Annotated in this window: 18 protein-coding genes; 7 read left to right on the forward strand and 11 right to left on the reverse strand. The window is 62.6% G+C overall.

The window, feature by feature from the left end; all coding sequences use genetic code 11:
* Positions 1 to 78: 78 nt before the first annotated feature.
* The 3 genes from slyD to ehuB form a co-directional block, all read right to left on the reverse strand.
* Entirely contained in the window at positions 79 to 558 is a 480-nt protein-coding gene (slyD, locus tag ACFOSU_RS19725; RefSeq protein WP_380691697.1) for a peptidylprolyl isomerase, read from the reverse strand.
* 464 nt (positions 559 to 1,022) lie between these two features.
* Positions 1,023 to 1,448: an OsmC family protein gene (locus tag ACFOSU_RS19730; protein WP_380691698.1), complete on the reverse strand. Its 426-nt coding sequence runs from the start codon at positions 1,446 to 1,448 to the stop codon at positions 1,023 to 1,025.
* Between the two features lie 99 nt (positions 1,449 to 1,547).
* The gene (ehuB, locus tag ACFOSU_RS19735; protein WP_380691700.1) at positions 1,548 to 2,462 is read right to left on the reverse strand and encodes an ectoine/hydroxyectoine ABC transporter substrate-binding protein EhuB; all 915 of its coding nucleotides are present in this window, start codon (positions 2,460 to 2,462) and stop codon (positions 1,548 to 1,550) included.
* Positions 2,463 to 2,895: 433 nt separating this feature from the next.
* On the opposite strand from ehuB, the gene ACFOSU_RS19740 reads away from it, so the two are divergent.
* Complete coding sequence (locus ACFOSU_RS19740; RefSeq protein ID WP_380691701.1) at positions 2,896 to 4,245, forward strand: MFS transporter; 1,350 nt, start codon at positions 2,896 to 2,898, stop codon at positions 4,243 to 4,245.
* A gap of 50 nt (positions 4,246 to 4,295) precedes the next feature.
* On the opposite strand, the gene ACFOSU_RS19745 is transcribed toward ACFOSU_RS19740, so the two are convergent.
* From ACFOSU_RS19745 to purT, 3 genes are all read right to left on the reverse strand, one after another.
* Complete coding sequence (locus tag ACFOSU_RS19745) at positions 4,296 to 5,072, reverse strand: SDR family oxidoreductase (protein ID WP_380691702.1); 777 nt, start codon at positions 5,070 to 5,072, stop codon at positions 4,296 to 4,298.
* A 117-nt stretch (positions 5,073 to 5,189) separates the two neighbouring features.
* A complete protein-coding gene (locus tag ACFOSU_RS19750; RefSeq protein WP_380691703.1) occupies positions 5,190 to 5,414 on the reverse strand; it encodes a hypothetical protein in 225 nt (74 codons plus the stop codon).
* A 142-nt stretch (positions 5,415 to 5,556) separates the two neighbouring features.
* Positions 5,557 to 6,747, reverse strand: a complete 1,191-nt coding sequence (gene purT / locus ACFOSU_RS19755; RefSeq protein ID WP_380691704.1) for a formate-dependent phosphoribosylglycinamide formyltransferase — start codon at positions 6,745 to 6,747, stop codon at positions 5,557 to 5,559.
* A 125-nt stretch (positions 6,748 to 6,872) separates the two neighbouring features.
* Here purT and ACFOSU_RS19760 point away from each other — a divergent pair, with 125 nt between their 5' ends.
* The 3 genes from ACFOSU_RS19760 to ACFOSU_RS19770 are packed head-to-tail and all read left to right on the forward strand — an operon-like array spanning position 6,873 to position 9,263.
* Positions 6,873 to 8,087, forward strand: a complete 1,215-nt coding sequence (locus ACFOSU_RS19760; RefSeq protein WP_380691705.1) for a CaiB/BaiF CoA transferase family protein — start codon at positions 6,873 to 6,875, stop codon at positions 8,085 to 8,087.
* On the forward strand, positions 8,084 to 8,794 hold the full coding sequence (locus ACFOSU_RS19765; protein WP_380691707.1) for a glutathione S-transferase family protein: 711 nt from the start codon (positions 8,084 to 8,086) through the stop codon (positions 8,792 to 8,794). The genes ACFOSU_RS19760 and ACFOSU_RS19765 overlap by 4 nt, the downstream gene beginning before the upstream one ends.
* Positions 8,795 to 8,834: 40 nt before the next feature.
* Entirely contained in the window at positions 8,835 to 9,263 is a 429-nt protein-coding gene (locus ACFOSU_RS19770) for a hypothetical protein (protein WP_380691708.1), read from the forward strand.
* A 4-nt stretch (positions 9,264 to 9,267) separates the two neighbouring features.
* Here the strand turns inward: ACFOSU_RS19770 and ACFOSU_RS19775 are convergent, their stop codons facing one another.
* Positions 9,268 to 10,476, reverse strand: a complete 1,209-nt coding sequence (locus ACFOSU_RS19775) for a sensor histidine kinase (protein WP_380691709.1) — start codon at positions 10,474 to 10,476, stop codon at positions 9,268 to 9,270.
* A 146-nt stretch (positions 10,477 to 10,622) separates the two neighbouring features.
* On the opposite strand from ACFOSU_RS19775, the gene ACFOSU_RS19780 reads away from it, so the two are divergent.
* On the forward strand, positions 10,623 to 11,243 hold the full coding sequence (locus ACFOSU_RS19780; protein WP_380691710.1) for a response regulator transcription factor: 621 nt from the start codon (positions 10,623 to 10,625) through the stop codon (positions 11,241 to 11,243).
* A 95-nt stretch (positions 11,244 to 11,338) separates the two neighbouring features.
* Here ACFOSU_RS19780 and ACFOSU_RS19785 read toward each other — a convergent pair whose 3' ends face one another.
* From ACFOSU_RS19785 to ACFOSU_RS19795, 3 genes are all read right to left on the reverse strand, one after another.
* A complete protein-coding gene (locus tag ACFOSU_RS19785) occupies positions 11,339 to 11,515 on the reverse strand; it encodes a DUF1328 domain-containing protein (protein WP_380691712.1) in 177 nt (58 codons plus the stop codon).
* Positions 11,516 to 11,662: 147 nt separating this feature from the next.
* Positions 11,663 to 12,106 carry a host attachment protein gene (locus tag ACFOSU_RS19790; protein ID WP_380691714.1) on the reverse strand — a complete coding sequence of 148 codons (444 nt, stop codon included), beginning with the start codon at positions 12,104 to 12,106 and terminating at the stop codon, positions 11,663 to 11,665.
* Positions 12,107 to 12,214: 108 nt separating this feature from the next.
* Positions 12,215 to 12,412: a CsbD family protein gene (locus ACFOSU_RS19795; RefSeq protein ID WP_380691715.1), complete on the reverse strand. Its 198-nt coding sequence runs from the start codon at positions 12,410 to 12,412 to the stop codon at positions 12,215 to 12,217.
* A gap of 234 nt (positions 12,413 to 12,646) precedes the next feature.
* On the opposite strand from ACFOSU_RS19795, the gene ACFOSU_RS19800 reads away from it, so the two are divergent.
* Positions 12,647 to 13,696, forward strand: a complete 1,050-nt coding sequence (locus tag ACFOSU_RS19800; RefSeq protein WP_380691716.1) for a hypothetical protein — start codon at positions 12,647 to 12,649, stop codon at positions 13,694 to 13,696.
* A 25-nt stretch (positions 13,697 to 13,721) separates the two neighbouring features.
* Here the strand turns inward: ACFOSU_RS19800 and speE are convergent, their stop codons facing one another.
* The gene (speE, locus tag ACFOSU_RS19805; RefSeq protein WP_380691717.1) at positions 13,722 to 14,567 is read right to left on the reverse strand and encodes a polyamine aminopropyltransferase; all 846 of its coding nucleotides are present in this window, start codon (positions 14,565 to 14,567) and stop codon (positions 13,722 to 13,724) included.
* 61 nt (positions 14,568 to 14,628) lie between these two features.
* On the opposite strand from speE, the gene speA reads away from it, so the two are divergent.
* Complete coding sequence (speA, locus tag ACFOSU_RS19810; protein WP_380691718.1) at positions 14,629 to 16,470, forward strand: biosynthetic arginine decarboxylase; 1,842 nt, start codon at positions 14,629 to 14,631, stop codon at positions 16,468 to 16,470.
* Positions 16,471 to 16,478 lie beyond the last annotated feature (8 nt).

A 16,478-nucleotide genomic window follows, 5' to 3' on the forward strand; every position in this document is an offset into this window, starting at 1 on the left:
GGGCAGGGCCCTCCGGGTCGAGCCGGGGTCAGGAGACAGCCGGGCACACAGGTGCCCGTCACTATCCCTCGCATGCGACTACTCGTGCGTCGAGCCGTCGTGCACGTGGCCGTGCTCGAGTTCCTCGGCGCTGGCTTCGCGCACCGCGGCGACGTTGACCGTGAAGTCCAGGGTCTGCCCCGCCAGCACGTGATTGCCGTCGACGGTGACTTCGTTCTCTTCGACTTCCTTGACGGTGACGATCATCGGACCGGCGTCGGACTCGGCGCGAAAGCTCATGCCGGGGGCCAGCTCGTCGACTCCCTGAAAGGCATCCTTGCTGACTTTCTGGATCAGATCTTCACGATGCGGACCGTAGGCTTCCTCGGGTTCGATGGTGGCTTTCACCTCGTCGCCCTCGCCGTGACCCTCGATGGCTTTTTCCAGCCCGGGCACGATGTTGCCGTGACCGTGAAGATAGTTCAGCGGCTGACCTTCGGCCGACTGATCGATGATTTCGCCGTCCGTGTCCCGCAGTACGTAGTGGATGCTGACGACGTTGTCTTGTTTGGCTTGCATAGCGTCTCTTTTTCGCTCGCTTGTCATTAGTGAACTGCAAGACCTTGCGACGATCCAGAAAAAAACAATGCCCGAGGCGGCAAATGCGTGTTTTTCGGGCTGTTTATTGCTTCGTATGAGCGAATTCGCCAAGTGGGTCGGCGTTCGCACGCGGCCCACGGATAGCGGGCGACGATTCCGGCGTGCGCGATTGCATTTTTCAAGCGGATTGACGCGGAGTAAGAGGACTCGACGAAACGCAAAACCGGGCAATGGCCCATTTGCTGCTCACTCAACATGCCCCGCTTGCCGATTGGCGTCGAACAGGCCGGACATTTGCACGACCGCTGTCCTGGGCTCTGTAAAGCAAGCGTCGTCTGGGAGAGGCACAAAAAAATCCGGTTCCCAGCAGGTGGAAACCGGACTCGCAAGCGCCCGGGCATTCAAGAAATGCCCGACTTCAAGCCAGCCGATATCGGCCGATGCTAGCTTTCCAGCGTGGCATCCAGCGTAATTTCGGCGCCCGTGTAGAGACGCGACACGGGGCACATTTCCTTGGCCTTGTCGGCCGTCTTCTTGAATTCGGCTTCGTCGATGCCGGGCACCTTGCCACGGGTGATCAACTCGATGCGTTCGATCGTGGGCGTGTCCTCGACCGCAAAATGCACCCTGGCTTCGGTCTTGATTGAATCGGGCGGATGGCCCGCTTCGGCCAGCATGGCAGAGAACTGCATCGAAAAGCAGCCGGCGTGGGCCGCGCCCACGAGTTCTTCGGGGTTGGTGTCGGTACCGTCCTCGAAACGTGTCTTGAAAGAGAACTGACCTTCATAAGCACCGCTTTCCAGCGCCATGTTGCCTTTGCCGGATTTCAGATCGCCCTGCCATTGAGCATTCGCTTTACGTGTCGGCATGGATCACTCCTGTTGATTGATCGACATCTGCAAGGTACGGGTGTGCGGGCTTAATAACAAGTATTGCGCACAATCGTTTCTGCGGCGCTCACCGTATGGTTACTCTGCCGCGGCGCTGTCCTCACACAACTCGGCCGTGGTCTTCTTGTCGATAGCGTCGATCGATCGTTCATCCAGACCATAGCGCGCGAGAATGTCGCGCCAGCGGCGGGTCTGCTGGAAGGCCTGCAGATGCTGGTCGAACGCATCGCGTAGCGCGGCATCTTTCTTGGCGAACGTGAACGCGCCCCAGCTGCGCAGCTTCTGGTCGCCGGCGACCGGATCGGTGAACGGATTCCAGGCAAAGGGTTTCTCGGGATATGGTTGCGCGACGCTGACGCGTCGGTTCTTGTCCGCGATATCGGCGACGGAGAACTGGGTGCCGGCATAGGCGTCGATTCGGTTCGAGGTCAGTGCTTCGGCGGCATCGGTGTTGGCATCCAGCGCAACCAGTTGCTTGTTGCCTACGCCGGCGGTGGGCGCGAATTGCTGTTCGGTGGTGCCTTTGACGACGCCGAGGCGCAGCTGCTTGTCGTCAGCGATATCCGAATAGCTGTGCAGGTCTTTCGGATTGCCCGCGCGTACCAGCAGGCCCTCGCCGTAGCTGGTGTTCGGCCGTGAAAAAAGCACCTGTTTGCAGCGCTCGGGCTCGATGGCCTGGGATGCCGCCACCATGTCGACCTGGCCGCTGTTCACGGCCGAAATCAGCTGGCCGAATTCGACCGCCGACCAGTGAATCTCGTTGATGCCCATGTCGGCAAGGACCTGCCGGGCAGTGCTGGGGCCGAAACCTTCGGCATCGTCCTTGCCGGCAAGATAGCCGTAGGGCATTTCATTGGCGACCGCGATGTTGATGAAGCCGCGGTCCTTGATCTGCTGCAACGTGGCGGCGTTGGCGGTTGTCGCCGCGAACAGAAATACGAGCATTCCCACGAACACACGTAGCGAAATCGGCGTCTGGATATTTCTGCGCATGGAAACTCCTCGTGCCGTTTTATCCGGGCGTCGATACGAGGTGTAACCGTCGACGCGGGTACCGGCATCTATGGCTTATGTCCACTCCATACTGCGCCTGGCGTCCATACCTCGCAAACGCGTTGGACAACAGAACGCCGACCTGCCGCGCAGCGACAGTCACGATTACCCACCGGTCGCGTCGCTGATCTGGCGGCAGTTCGGCGTGGCGAAACGCGTCGTTTTTGGCTTGTGCGATAGCAATACATTGCGGCCCGCTGTGCCGGTTTCCGCTTATGGAACAGCGGTGTATACATGCATAACCGATCACCCGAACAGGCCGTAGGGACGAGTTGCAAGCCGAGGGCGCTGGCTCAGCGGCGGATTCATGTGGTTTGTGCAGCGATTATGACTCTGCTAGCTTCAAAAGCCTGTCTAATACAGCGAGTCAGCGATGGAGCAAACGCAATCCAACGACCAGGTGGTTGACGAGTCGGATGTAAAACGAGCCGTCAGCGCCGCCGCAATGGGGAATGCGCTGGAGTGGTTCGATTTCGGTGTCTATAGCTACATGGCCGGCACGGTCGGGCATGTGTTCTTCCCCTCGCACAGCGGCACCGCCTCGTTGCTGGCGTCGTTCGCGGTGTTTGCGATTGCGTTCGTGGTAAGACCGCTGGGTGGTTTCTTCTTCGGGCCGCTGGGCGACAAGATCGGCCGCAACAAGGTATTGGCCACCACCATCATCATGATGTCGGCCGGTACCTTCGTGGTCGGTTTCCTGCCCAGCTACCAGACCATCGGTATCTGGGCGCCGATCCTGTTGATTATCGCGCGGCTGGTGCAGGGCTTCTCCACCGGTGGCGAGTACGGCGGCGCGGCCACCTTCATCTGCGAGTTCTCGCCGGACGACCGGCGTGGCTTCATGGGCAGTTGGCTGGAGTTCGGCACGCTGGCCGGCTATTCGCTCGGCGCGGTGCTGGTCACGGGCATTTCGCTGTTGCTGACCGCCGAACAGTTCAGCGACTGGGGCTGGCGGCTGCCGTTCTTGCTCGCGGGCCCGCTGGGCGTCTTCGGTCTTTATCTGCGGCTCAAGCTCAAGGACAGCCCGGCTTTCGAAGAGATGAAGGAACAGGCGGAAGAGGTGGATTCGCCCCTGCGCACGATTCTGGTCGACAATCTGCGTCTGATGATGCTGTGCATCGGCCTCGTGCTGATACTCAACGTCGCCTACTACACCGTGCTGACGTATCTGCCCAGCTATCTCACCGAAGTGTTGCACATGGATGCGTCGCGTTCGCTGGTGTTCCTGGTCGCCACCATGCTGGTGATGATGTGCGTGATCGGATTCGTCGGCAAACTGTCTGACCGGGTGGGCCGCAAGCCGGTGCTGATCGGCGCCTGTATCGGCTTCATCGTCCTGTCGTATCCGGCCTTCTGGCTGCTGTCGGTCGGTACCCTGCTGACCACGATTATCGGGCTGGCGATTCTCGGCGGTTTGGTCGTGTTGCTGGCGGGCACCATGCCCTCGACCTTGCCGGCGATCTTTCCGACCCGGATCCGCTACGGTGGTTTCGCGATTTCCTACAATATTTCCACGTCATTGTTCGGCGGCACCGCACCGTTCCTGATCACTTGGCTGATTTCGACCACGGGTAACAACTTCGTGCCGGCCTATTATCTGATGCTCGCGGCGGCGGTGGCGATTGCCCCGATCATGATGATTCCGGAAACGGCCGGGCGTGCCATGCCGGGTTCGAAATCTCTGCGTGGGTCGGGTAGCGCCGGCGCTCCGCAGCCGGCGTAGACGCGCTCAAGCGGTAGCAAAAAGGCCGCCTCCGGTTGGGGGCGGCCTTTTCAGTGTTCGTAGATCATCTTGCGGGTCATGCCGCCGTCGACGACCAGCGTCTGACCGGTGATGAAGCCCGCGTCGGCACTGCACAGAAAAGCCACCGCGCCGGCAATATCCGCGCCGTGGCCGACCCGGCCGACCGGATGCTGGGCGTGATCGATATCACGCAGGGGCGCCGGAGTGTCGGCGTCGCTCTGTTCTGCTCGTACATCGATCCAGCCGGGCGCGACGCCGTTCACACGGATGTCCGGGCCAAGGCTGATCGACAATGCATGGGTCAACGCCTCGATGCCGCCCTTGCTGGCGGCATAGGCTTCGGTGTCGGGCTCGGACTGCAACATGCGGCTCGACGCCATGTTGACGATGCACCCGCGTACTTCGCGCAGCAGCGGCACCGCATGCTTGGCGAGCAGAAAATAGCCGGTGAGGTTGACGCGAATCACCCGTTCCCAGTCGGCCAGCGCCAGTGACTCGATCGGCCCGTTGAACGGATCGGCGATGCCGGCGTTGTTGACCAGCACATCGAGCCGTTGCCAGGTCGTTGCGATCATCTTCAGACAGGCTTCGACTTCGTTTTCGCTGCCGACATCGACGCGGAACAGACTCAAACGTTCTTGCACGCCGTCGCCCAGCGTCGCTTTCATGTCGTCGAGCGCGGCGCTGTCACGGTCGATGCAGCAGACGTGGTAGCCGTCGTCCACCAGCCGGCGCGCGATAGCGCGACCGATGCCCTGAGCCGCGCCCGTGACCAGCGCCACGTGGGTATTCGTATCTTGCGGCATGCGTTGCTCCTGTAACCGGTGTTGCAGCGGATTGTGGCCAATAAAAAAGCCCGTCGCGATGGCGACGGGCTTCTTGTACGCCTGGCCCGCAGGCTGGCGCAAACGAGATCGACGGTCTTAGTTGTTGCCGTCCGTCGCGTCTTCCATCTTGTCGCCGGCGTCGTCCATCTTGTCTTCCATCTTGTCGCCCGCGTCTTCCATGGAGTCCTGCGCGTTGTCGGTGGCGTTGTCTATCTTCTCGCCAGCGTTCTCGGCGGGGCCGTCGTTGTCACAGGCGGCCAGGGTCAGGGTGCCCATGCCGAGCAGCATGGCCAACAGGATCGTCGTAAGTTTCTTCTGCATTTCGTACTCCTGGAAATCGGTTGATTAAAGCCTTGCTTCATGTGCGTTTCAACGAACGCCCCCCGGCAAGGCTTGGACGAAAGTATAATGCACGGCCTGCTTTCCCGTATATGAACAGATCTGTTTTCAGATAAGTCGCGGTTCAGTAATCGATGGTCACGCAGTCCGCGCTGGCGGTGGCTCTGGCACGCGCGGAGTCGATGTCGTGGTCGCGCGCCAGGGCGACGCCGAGGCGGCGACCGCCGTGGATCTCGGGCTTGCCGAACAGGCGCAGTTCGGTGCCGGGTTGGGCCAGCGCCTTGTCGATGCCGCTGTAGCGCATCGATTGGCTGTCGCCGTCGCCCATGATGACCGCCGAAGCGCAGGGCCCGCGCTGTTCTATTTCCGGCACCGGCAGGCCCAGGATCGCCCGGGCGTGCAGGGCGAATTCGGACAGATTCTGGCTGATCAGGGTGACCAGGCCGGTATCGTGCGGGCGCGGCGATACCTCCGAAAACCATACCCTGTTGCCGGCCACGAAAAACTCGACCCCGAACAATCCATGGCCGCCCAGAGCGTCGGTGATCGCGCGGGCCTGGCGTTCGGCTTCGGCGAGCGCGGCGGCGCTCATCGCCTGCGGCTGCCAGGACTCCCGATAGTCACCATCGACCTGACGATGACCGATGGGCGCGCAGAAGCTCGTGCCGTGGACATGGCGAACCGTCAGCAGCGTGATTTCGTAATCGAAATCGATGAAGCCTTCGACAATAACCGGCGAATTGCCGCCGCGATGCCCGCGACCACCGGCCTGCGAATAGGTCCAGGCGGCATCGATATCGACGCTCTCGCGGACTGTGCTCTGGCCCTTGCCCGAGGACGACATCACCGGCTTGATCACGCAGGGCAGGCCGATGGCCTCGATGGCCGCGCGGTATTCGGTCTTGTTGTTGGCGAAGGCGAACGGCGAGGTGGGCAGCCCCAGTTCGTCGGCGGCCAGCCGACGGATGCCTTCGCGGTCCATGGTCAGCTGTGCCGCGCGCGCGGTCGGCACCACGGTAAAGCCTTCGGCCTCGAGTTCGACCAGCGTTGCCGTGGCAATGGCTTCGATCTCGGGCACGATCAGAGCAGGACGTTGTGCTTCGACCAGGGCACGCAGCGCGGCGCCGTCGCCCATGTCGATGACATGGCTGTGGTGGGCAACCTGCATCGCCGGGGCGTGTTCATACCGATCGACGGCGATCGCTTCGCAGCCGAGCCGCTGCAACTCGATGGCGACTTCCTTGCCCAGCTCGCCGCTGCCCAGCAGCATGACGCGGGTGGCGGTGTCGGAATAGGGGGTGCCGATGGTGCTCATGTGCAATCCTTGAGGCGCGGGGATGCGTATTGTCGCCAAGCCTGACACGACTTGAAAGTCACGCCTGTTTTTCGGCCGCGCAAAGGGCGCTAGACTTGGGCGCCGACCCACTTTACTTGTGCGCAATGAAACAACCGCTTGCCGGCTACAGTGTCATCGATACCACGGCCATGGTCTCGGGGCCGCTGGCTACCATGCAACTGGCGGATCAGGGCGCCGAAGTGCTCAAGATCGAGCGCCCGGGTGTCGGTGATTACACCCGTCTGGCGTCGAACCGCCGTAACGGGTTCTCGGCCAGCTACCTCAACAACAACCGCAACAAGCGCTCGGTCGCTCTGGATCTGAAGCAGCCCGACGCGCTGGCCGCGCTCATGCGCCTGTGCGCGAGCGCCGACGTGTTCGTGCAGAATTTCCGCCCCGGCGTGGCCGAGCGCATGGGCATCGGCGAGGACGCCATCCGGCAGGTCGCGCCCGACATCGTCTATGTATCGATCAGCGGCTTCGGCGATGCCGGGCCCTATGCCGGCTATCCGGTCTACGATCCGCTGGTGCAGGCGTTGTCGAGTCTGGCCAGTATTCAGGGCGGCTCCGACGCGGCGCGCCCGCGGCTGGTGCGGACGATCGTGCCGGACAAGCTCACCGGCTATGTCGCCGCCCAGGCGATCACGGCCGCGCTGCTGGCCCGCGCCAACGGCGCGCCCGGTCAGCACGTGCGGGTATCCATGCTCGACGCCGTGATCGATTTTCTCTGGCATTCGGACATGAACAGCCAGACGTTCGTCGGCGACGAGTTCGATCAGGCCAGGGCCGCGAGTTTCATTGATCTGATCTACGCGACAACGACTGGTCATATCAGCGTCGCCGTGCAGAGCGACAAGGAATGGCAGGCCCTGATTGCCGCCCTGGATACGCCCGAGTGGAACGACGACCCGCGCTTCAAGACGCCGGCGGATCGGCAGGACCATATAAACGAGCGTCTCGAACTCACCCAGGAAAAACTGGCCACGGACAGCGCCGAGCATTGGCTGGCCCGTCTGGCCGAACACGGCGTGCCCTGTGCGCCGGTGCTCACCCGCAGCGACCTGCTCGACGACGAACAGATCGCGGCCAACGCGATCCTGGTGGAAAACGACCATCCCGGTGCCGGACGCTTGCGCCAGGCGCGGCCAGCGGCGCGGTTCTCGGCCATGCCCGACGTGGTGTATCGCGGGGCGCCGCCGCTGGGTGCGGATACCGCCGCGGTATTGGCCGAGAACGGCTACGATCACGACGAGATCGCCGCCCTGATCGCCTCGGGCGCGGCGGCCGGCAATCCAGACAATGACAGGGACACGCCATGATCGATTTCTATTACTGGCCCACGCCCAACGGCTGGAAAATCTCCATCATGCTCGAGGAATGCGGGCTGGATTACACCCTGATTCCGGTGGATATCAACGCCGGCGACCAGTTCGAGCCCGCTTTTCTGGCGATTTCCCCGAACAACCGCATGCCGGCGATCGTCGATCATGACCCGATCGCCGGCTACGGCGACGCACCGCTCCCAATCTTCGAGTCGGGCGCGATCATCCGCTATCTGGCGGAGAAATGCGGACAATTCATGCCGAAGGAGCCCCGATTGCGCAAGGAGATCGACGAATGGCTGTTCTGGCAGGTCGGCAATCTCGGGCCCATGGGCGGCCAGATGAGTCATTTCGTCAACTATGCGCCGGGCGAGCATCCGTATTCATACAAGCGCTATACCGGTGAATATCATCGCTGTCTCGGCGTTCTCGAACGGCGTCTGCAGGGGCGCGATTATCTGGTCGGCGAGCAATACAGCATCGCCGATATCATCAACTGGCCGTGGGTGCTCATTGCCAAGGCCATGGGCCAGCCGCTAGAGGAGTTTCCGGCGGTGTCGGCTTGGCGCGCGCGGGTGAAGGCGCGGCCGGCGGTGCAGCGCGGCGTGGATCTGGGCAAGGACATGCGCGGCGGCCAGCCCAAGAGCGAAGCGGCCCGTCAGCGCCTGTTCAACCAGACCGCCGATACGGCGCGCGGTAAATAAGCGCCATCCATCACCGGCAGGTATTAAACGAGGAGTATTCATGTTCGCGTTCATCAAGGCATTCGTTGCCGGCTTCCTGGCAGTCCTTGTCTTTCACCAGGGGCTGGTCTGGGCCTTCGATTTCTACGGCGTCATCGACGCGTCACCGTGGAATATGGCGCCGGTGCCGCCCTTCGGTATTCCCAAGGTCGTGTCCGCCGCGCTGTTCGGTGGCCTATGGGGCATTGTGCTGTGGCTGCTGATCCGGCGGGCGCTGGCCGCGGGCTATTACGTGGGCGCGATCATCCTCGGCGCGATCTTCCCCAGCCTGGTGGCATTGACGCTGGTGACCTGGCTCAAGAACGGTCAGGACACGGCCGCGATGATCGATGCCTGGAGCATGCACCGCGTGGGTGTTGCCCTGGCCGTCAACGGCGCATGGGGGCTCGGTCTGGCCGTGTTCATGCGGGTGATGCACCCGCCTCGATAGCCGATCAGTTGCGGGGCAGTCGCAGCACGAAGCGGGTTCGAGTGTCTTCGTTCCCGTAGTCGTTGCCGCGACGGCCGCGATCGCTGAGGGTCAGCTCGCCACCGTGGCTGCGCGCCAGCGTGCGGCACACGGCCAGGCCCAGGCCCAGGCCGTCGTCCTTGGTGGTCACGAACGGCTCGAACAATTCCATGCCGTCTTCGGCCACGCCGGGGCCGTTGTCCGAGACTTCGATATCGACATGATCGGCGTGTTCGTCGGTGCGCACGCTGACGCCGATATGGCGTATGGAGCCGTCGTCGTCGTCGAACGCGTCGATGGCGTTGGCGACGAGATTGCGCAGAATCTGCTGGGCGAAGACGCGATCCACCGGTAGTTCGAGGTCTTCGATCTGTCGCGGATCCGGCCCTGTATAACGAATGTTGCGGCCGCGCAGCGCCGAGTCCATGAGTTGATGGACGTCGTCGATCAGTGGCTGCAGCGACAGCGTATCGCGCGTGGGTTTGCCCTCGCGGGCAAAGTCACGCAGGTGGCGAATGATTGACGCGGCGCGTTCGATTTCGGCATCTGCGCGTTCGAGCGGCGCACGTGGCGCATCGTTATCCGGCACCAGCTTCATGCGCGCCTGGGCGATGAAGTTCCGGGCCGCTGTCAGCGGCTGGCTCACGTCGTGCGCAAGGCCGGTGCCCAGTGCCGCGAATACGCTCATGCGATTGCGTGTATCGATGGTCGAATGCAGACGGGTGATGCGGTCGTTGTTTTCGATGCTTTCGGTGATGTCGAGCGCAAATCCGGCCAGTCGATAGATTTCGCCGTTGTCGTCGTACACGGGAAACGCCCGATCACGAATCCAGCGCATCTCGCCGTCGGGCCGCTCGATACGAAAAACCTCATCGTATTCGCCGTGGATCGCGTCACGCTTGAAAGCGGTGAGTACCGCCTGGCGGTCGGCTTCGTGGACCCAGGCCAGACGCCGCCCGGGGTCGTCGTAGAGGCTTTGACAGGTCTGGCCCCAGATATGCTCGTAGGCAGGGCTGATATAGACTAATTGATCGCCCAGCGGATTGGTCATCCAGAAGACTTCGCGGATATGTTCGGCCAGTTCGCGAAAACAGCGTTCGTTGCTCTCGGACCGACGCCGCATCGCGCGCTCGTTCTGCAACTGCTCCTGGAGTTCGGCGATGCGTTTTTCCGATTCCGCGGAAGATGTGCTCATGGGAAGAATACCGGTCGTGGCGACTGTGTATTACAGCTACACATCGCATATCAAATGTCGTGCCTTGCCAAAACGTGTCGAGTGCATTAAAACGATGCCCATGACGCGCTCGCGACCCTTTCAATGTTCGAAGGAGTTCCCCGCTGATGGGATTTGCTGTTCATGTCATTGATGACGATCCGAGCGTGCGCGAGTCGCTCAAGGCACTGCTTGGTGATGCAGGATACGACGTACGGTGCTATGCCTGCGCCGAAACCTTTCTCGAACAGAGCGGCGGTAGTGAAGGTTGTGCGCTGATCGACCTGCGGCTCGAGAGCATGGACGGCCTGACCCTTCAGCAGCGTCTGATCGCCGAGCAGTCGAATGTCGATGTCATCATGATGAGTGCCTATGGCCAGATCGGCGATGCCGTCACCGCCATGCGCCGCGGCGCCATCGATTTCATCGAAAAGCCGTTTGCGCCCGATCAGATGCTGGCACGCATACGCTCGCTTTATAAAATCCAGGACAAGGAAGAACTGGCGCAGCGTGAAGCACGTCATTGCGCCGCGCTCGTGGAATTGCTCACGCCGCGTGAACGCCAGGTTCTAAGCATGATCGTGGACGGTTTCGCCAACAAGCAGGTGGCCAACGCTCTGGGCATCAGCGCGCGCACCGTGGAAACACATCGTGTTCATATCATGCAGAAACTGAGCGCCGAGTCGCTGCCGCATCTGGTCCGTATATGGATCAGCGCCGGCCATCATCTCGAAATGCCGGCGTTCTAGGGGCCCGGTACGGCGGTAGAAAAAAGCATCGCCGGCAAAGGGGGAAACCGGCGATGCCACGACAGGCTTATCGACCTGTCTATACGCAGCCCGAACTAGAGTCTGGGGCCACGTCCACGCACGGCGTTGGAGACCAACGCGAGAATGAACAATACAAGGAAAATGAAGAACAGGATTTTCGCAATACCCGCCGCGCCGGAGGCAATGCCGCCGAAGCCGAACAGGGCCGCGATGATCGCGACAATAAAGAATGTGACAGCCCAACCCAGCATGTTTTTCTCCAGTGTGTATCTAAGGCACTGCGACGATCCGTATCCTGAAGTTAAGCGAGCGATGCTGGCCTGACTATCCGTAATAGCACTCATCGTCGTGTGCCATTTCAGTATGCAACAAAATGCGACCGGATAGCCGGATTTGATCTAGGACGGATTGATCGCGGTCCGCAGCTGTTTTTCGATCTGTTGCTGATCATGCTGCGCCCAGTTCTTGTCGATCGTCTTGTGGATTGCGCGTTCGAGCGGCTTGTCCAACTGGTCGCGCAGCAAGCCGAGAAACGACGGGTCGGCGACCACGACCAGCGACGTGTACTCGTTGTCGTTGAGTCCGGCCTTGAGCCGCTCGCATACCTGCTTGGCGAAGATATCCGCGTGTTTTTCCGAGGTGCTGGTCTGCGGGTCGGTCTGATGCCGGCCGGCGCCGCCACTGTCCTGCACCTCGCCCTTGCCGCCGGTGCGTAGATCGCCCTCATGGGCCCGGCTTTCTTCATGGGTGAGCGTCTCGACCAGCGTCAGATGGTGATCGGCGTCACGTGAAAAGAGTCGTGCCCTGGCGGCGTCGCTTACGACGATCCATTGGTTCGACATATCTGATGCTTCCTGTCTGGATAGTCTGCGTGGTCGAGGAAAAACCACCGCGTTGGAATGCATGCGACCGACCATCGGGACGGCCGCATGCAGATACGAGCGAAGGATCTAGAAGCGGCGCTCGAACTCGACGAGTTTCTCTTCGGCGGCTTCCTTGGTGTCGCCGTATTTCTCCTGGATCTTGCCGAGCATGTTCTCGCGTTTGCCCTTGACCTCTTCGACATCGTTGTCGGTCAACCGGCCCCAGTGCTCGCGCACAGTGCCCTTCATGCGATCCCACTTGCCTTCGAATTGATCATCGTTCATGGCGATCTCCTTGCGATCAGACTTGGTTATCAACGGCTAACCTAGGTACGGCGGGAGGCCCTCTCAATCCGGGCTACTACGGAGTTCCTGCGCTTGCGATTCCGCGCCGGGGGTTGAGCGCACGGGTACTCCGAGCCGCCGCGAGTGGTCGGGATACGGCCTGTCCGGGCGTCGATAGATTCATGCCGGGCTAACGCGTAAGCTGCGATATCCGCTCAACGTTCCCATTGACGCATGACAAAGTCGAATACGCCCGGCCCGCAGGCGGCCGCGCTTCTGGAAGCCCACGTCGCCTTCGAAATCGAGCAATGGCAAGGCAAGGGCGCCGCCAGGCGACTACGCGCCGAAGTGGACGCGATATGGGCGTGGGCGAAGGATACGCCGCTGCACCGGCTCGTTTCGGTGGATACCGTGCGCGGTGCCGCAGAGCGTCTGGCGCTGGACATGACGCTGCCCGACCGGCTGGCGGCGGTGATCGGTCATATCGCCGATCATCTGATCCGGCTCGACGTCAACCACGACACGCGCGTACAGGATGTCGTCGACGAAGCCCTGTTCGAGGACGGCGTGAGCCTGTTCGTCGAACTCGAGGCGTTGCGGTCGCGCCTGATCAAGCGTCTGCTCGACAGTCCGGTCTATACCGCGCTCGCCTCCGACGTGCTCTATCAGGGCATCAAGGACTACATCTTCGCCGACAGCGGCGCGATCAAGTCGATTCCGGGGGTGTCGTCGTTGATCAAGGGCTCGACCAGCGCGGTCAGCAAACGCCTGCCGGGTCTGGAAGCGCAGGTGGAAAAACGGGTGCGCGGGTATATCGAGAACAACACCGCCAAGACGCTGGCCCGCAGCGAGCAGCTGTTGCTCGAGTCGCTCGACGAGACCCGTATCCGGGCAATCGCCGACGAGATCTGGACCCAGATTCATGCCAAACCGCTGTCCATCGACGATGTCATCGACCGCGACGAACTACAGAAGCTGGTCGATTTCGGCCTGCGCGTCTGGCAGGAACTGCGCGAAACACAGTACGTCGGCGAACTGGTGGATCAGGCCGTGGTGTCGTTTTTCGATGAATACGGCGACCAGCCGATCACCGAGCTGCTGCAGCATGTCGGCGTGGACCGCGACCTGCTGCGTCAGGAGGCCGAGGTGCTGGCGCCGGCGGTGATCGACGGACTCGCCGAAAGCGGCCTGCTCGAGGGCGTCATCCGCCGCCGACTGGAGGCCTTTTATACCTCCAAAGCCTTCGACAAGGCGTTCGCCGCCGGCGCCGACCCGGGCAAATAGCGGGCCGGCCCGGAGACCGGGCGCGCTAACCGCCGAGAATGCGCTGCATGAACGCCGGCTGGGCAAAGGCGCCGCGATGGATGGCCGGCGTGTAGTAGAAGCTCTCGAAGCCCGGTGCGCTGTCCGGCATCTGCAGCTCACGCGCGTCGCGAACGGCAAGCGTGGCCGACCACCAGCCGGTGGGGTAGCTGGGTTGCGGGAAACTCAGCAGATGCGTATCGGCAAAGCCCGCGCGCTGCAGGCCGGCGTGCATCTCGCCGATCAGTTCGCTGTGCACCAGCGGCGATTCACTCTGCTGGACCAGCACGCCGTCGGCCGCGAGTACGCGGTGGCACTGCTGGTAGAAGGCCTCGTTGAACAGGCCCTCGGCCGGGCCGATGGGATCGGTGCTGTCGATGATGATCAGATCGACGCTGGCATCTGCCGCATTGGCCATCCAGGCGACGCCGTCCTCGAAGGCAAGCGTGGCGCGCGGGTCGTCGTTGGAATCACACAGGGCCGGAAAATACTCTTCCGATATCCGGGTCACGCGCTCGTCGATATCGATCTGTGTGACCTGCTGCACGCTCTCGTGCTTGAGCACTTCGCGCAGGGTGCCGCAATCGCCACCGCCGATGATCACCGCGTTCTTCACCGCACCGTGGGCGAACAGGGCCGGGTGGGTCATCATTTCGTGATAGACGAAATTATCGCGGTCGGTGAGCATGACTAGGCCGTCGATGGTCAGCAGGCGGCCGAAGGTTTCGGTCTCGTAGACGGCAATGGTCTGGTAATCGGACTGCTCTTCATGAAGCTTGCCTGTGATCTTGAGCGAAAACCCGAGGCCGAGCTCGTCGCTTGCTTCGGTATACCAGTTGCGATCCAGTACCATGCGATTCCTTTAGGCGCCTGCAGCGCGCGTTGTCGTCGAATTCTGCGCGTGAGTATAAGTTATGTCCGAACCCCGTACCGACCCCGCCTGGACCATCGATTCCGCTCGCGGTCTCTATCGCATCGCCACCTGGGGCGAAGGTTATTTCGATATCAACGCGCGGGGCGCGGTCACGGTCACGCCGAAACAGGGCGGCCCGGCGATCGATCTGGACAGTCTCACCGGCGAGATCCGGCGCGCCGGCCTCAGGCTGCCGGTGCTGGTGCGTTTCACCGATATCCTCGGCGACCGCATCAATCGCCTGTGCGATGCCTTCGCGCAAGCGCGCGAGCGGCATGACTACAGCGGCGACTACACCGTGGTCTATCCGGTCAAGGTCAATCAGCAGCGCGCGGTGGTCGAGCAACTGGTGGCCGCGGGGGGCGAACGCGCGGGCCTCGAAGCCGGCAGCAAGCCGGAACTGATGGCGGTGCTGGCGCTGGCCGCGCCGGGCAGCACGATCGTGTGCAACGGCTACAAGGATCGGGCGTTTCTGCGCCTGGCACTGATCGGCCAGCAGCTGGGCCACCGCGTGTTCATCGTGGTCGAAAAACCGTCCGAACTCGCGCCCATCGCCGAACTGGCCGGCGAGCTGGGTCTGCGGCCGTTGCTCGGTCTGCGGGTGCGGCTGGCCAGCGTGGCCGCGGGTCACTGGCAGAACACCGGGGGCGAGAAATCCAAGTTCGGACTCACCGCCGACCAGGTCGTCGCCGCGATGGCAACGCTCGAACAGCTCGGCTATGCCGACTGCGTGCGCATGCTGCATGTGCATGTGGGCTCGCAGGTCGCCGATCACGCCGCGTTGTCGCGGGCCATGGATGAAACCGCGCAGCTGTATCGCGGCCTGCGCGCGCTCGGCGCACCCGTGGACTGCGTCGATGTCGGCGGCGGTCTGGCCGTGGACTACGAAGGCCGCGGCGCCCGCTCGTTCTGTTCGATGAACTATGGGGTGCCCGATTACGCAGACACCGTGGTCGGCGCGCTGTCGCGGGTGGCCCATGCGTTCGACCTGCCGATGCCGGATCTGATCAGCGAATCCGGGCGCGCCCTGACGGCGCACCACGCGGTGCTGCTTACCCAGGTCATCGACAGCGAGACGCCGCAGCCGGTGGCCGCCGCGGAACTCGACCACAGCCTGTCGGCCAGCGCCCAGCTGGATCGGGTGAGCGCGCATCTGGCCGATGTACAGGCACGTTTTCTGGCCGGCGATATCGGCCTGCCCGAACGCGCCGCGGCCGAACGCGAAGCGGCCGGCATTCATCGCGCGCTGGCCGCGCTCCAGGCCGGCAATGCCGACGACCGCGCCGCGGTCACCGCTGCCCGCGACAAGCTCGCCGCCAAGTATTTCGTCAATTTCTCGGTGTTCCAGTCGGTGCCGGACGTGTGGGCGCTGGATCAGATCTTTCCGGTCATGCCCTTGAACCGGCTCCACGAGGCGCCGACCCAGCGCGCCCAGCTATGCGATCTGACCTGCGACTCGGACGGGCGTCTGGACCGCTATGTCGATGACGACGGCGTCGACTCGACCCTGCCGCTACATGCCCTGGAAGAGGGCCAGCCCTATCGGCTCGGGATCTTCATGGTCGGTGCGTATCAGGAGAATCTGGGCGATATGCACAATCTGTTCGGCGACACCGACGTGGTCAACGTCGAGGTAGACGGCGATCATTGGCGCCTGGCCGGCGCGGAGCAGGGCGATCGCGCCGACGAATTGCTGCGCTACGTGCATTTCGAGCCCGAAGCGCTGCGCGCGGCCTACCGGCGCAAACTGGCGGCCTCGGCGCTGTCGGCGCGTGCTCGCGGCGACGCGGAAGCGCAGCTGGAGGCGGGTCTGGCGGGTTATACCTATCTGCTGGAATCGTAGCGTTGTAT

The sequence above is a fragment of the Salinisphaera aquimarina genome, from assembly GCF_042643355.1.
GTDB lineage: Bacteria > Pseudomonadota > Gammaproteobacteria > Nevskiales > Salinisphaeraceae > Salinisphaera > Salinisphaera aquimarina.

What these genes read in the sequence shown, in the direction of transcription:
- slyD (WP_380691697.1), bottom strand. Translation starts at nt 558, where the DNA reads ATGCAAGCCAAACAAGACAACGTCGTCAGCATCCACTACGTACTGCGG.
- ACFOSU_RS19785 (WP_380691712.1), bottom strand. Translation starts at nt 11,515, where the DNA reads ATGCTGGGTTGGGCTGTCACATTCTTTATTGTCGCGATCATCGCGGCC.
- ACFOSU_RS19795 (WP_380691715.1), bottom strand. Translation starts at nt 12,412, where the DNA reads ATGAACGATGATCAATTCGAAGGCAAGTGGGATCGCATGAAGGGCACT.
- ehuB (WP_380691700.1), bottom strand. Translation starts at nt 2,462, where the DNA reads ATGCGCAGAAATATCCAGACGCCGATTTCGCTACGTGTGTTCGTGGGA.
- ACFOSU_RS19730 (WP_380691698.1), bottom strand. Translation starts at nt 1,448, where the DNA reads ATGCCGACACGTAAAGCGAATGCTCAATGGCAGGGCGATCTGAAATCC.
- ACFOSU_RS19750 (WP_380691703.1), bottom strand. Translation starts at nt 5,414, where the DNA reads ATGCAGAAGAAACTTACGACGATCCTGTTGGCCATGCTGCTCGGCATG.
- ACFOSU_RS19770 (WP_380691708.1), top strand. Translation starts at nt 8,835, where the DNA reads ATGTTCGCGTTCATCAAGGCATTCGTTGCCGGCTTCCTGGCAGTCCTT.
- ACFOSU_RS19790 (WP_380691714.1), bottom strand. Translation starts at nt 12,106, where the DNA reads ATGTCGAACCAATGGATCGTCGTAAGCGACGCCGCCAGGGCACGACTC.
- ACFOSU_RS19775 (WP_380691709.1), bottom strand. Translation starts at nt 10,476, where the DNA reads ATGAGCACATCTTCCGCGGAATCGGAAAAACGCATCGCCGAACTCCAG.
- speE (WP_380691717.1), bottom strand. Translation starts at nt 14,567, where the DNA reads ATGGTACTGGATCGCAACTGGTATACCGAAGCAAGCGACGAGCTCGGC.
- ACFOSU_RS19760 (WP_380691705.1), top strand. Translation starts at nt 6,873, where the DNA reads ATGAAACAACCGCTTGCCGGCTACAGTGTCATCGATACCACGGCCATG.
- ACFOSU_RS19800 (WP_380691716.1), top strand. Translation starts at nt 12,647, where the DNA reads ATGACAAAGTCGAATACGCCCGGCCCGCAGGCGGCCGCGCTTCTGGAA.
- ACFOSU_RS19740 (WP_380691701.1), top strand. Translation starts at nt 2,896, where the DNA reads ATGGAGCAAACGCAATCCAACGACCAGGTGGTTGACGAGTCGGATGTA.
- ACFOSU_RS19765 (WP_380691707.1), top strand. Translation starts at nt 8,084, where the DNA reads ATGATCGATTTCTATTACTGGCCCACGCCCAACGGCTGGAAAATCTCC.
- ACFOSU_RS19780 (WP_380691710.1), top strand. Translation starts at nt 10,623, where the DNA reads ATGGGATTTGCTGTTCATGTCATTGATGACGATCCGAGCGTGCGCGAG.
- purT (WP_380691704.1), bottom strand. Translation starts at nt 6,747, where the DNA reads ATGAGCACCATCGGCACCCCCTATTCCGACACCGCCACCCGCGTCATG.
- speA (WP_380691718.1), top strand. Translation starts at nt 14,629, where the DNA reads ATGTCCGAACCCCGTACCGACCCCGCCTGGACCATCGATTCCGCTCGC.
- ACFOSU_RS19745 (WP_380691702.1), bottom strand. Translation starts at nt 5,072, where the DNA reads ATGCCGCAAGATACGAATACCCACGTGGCGCTGGTCACGGGCGCGGCT.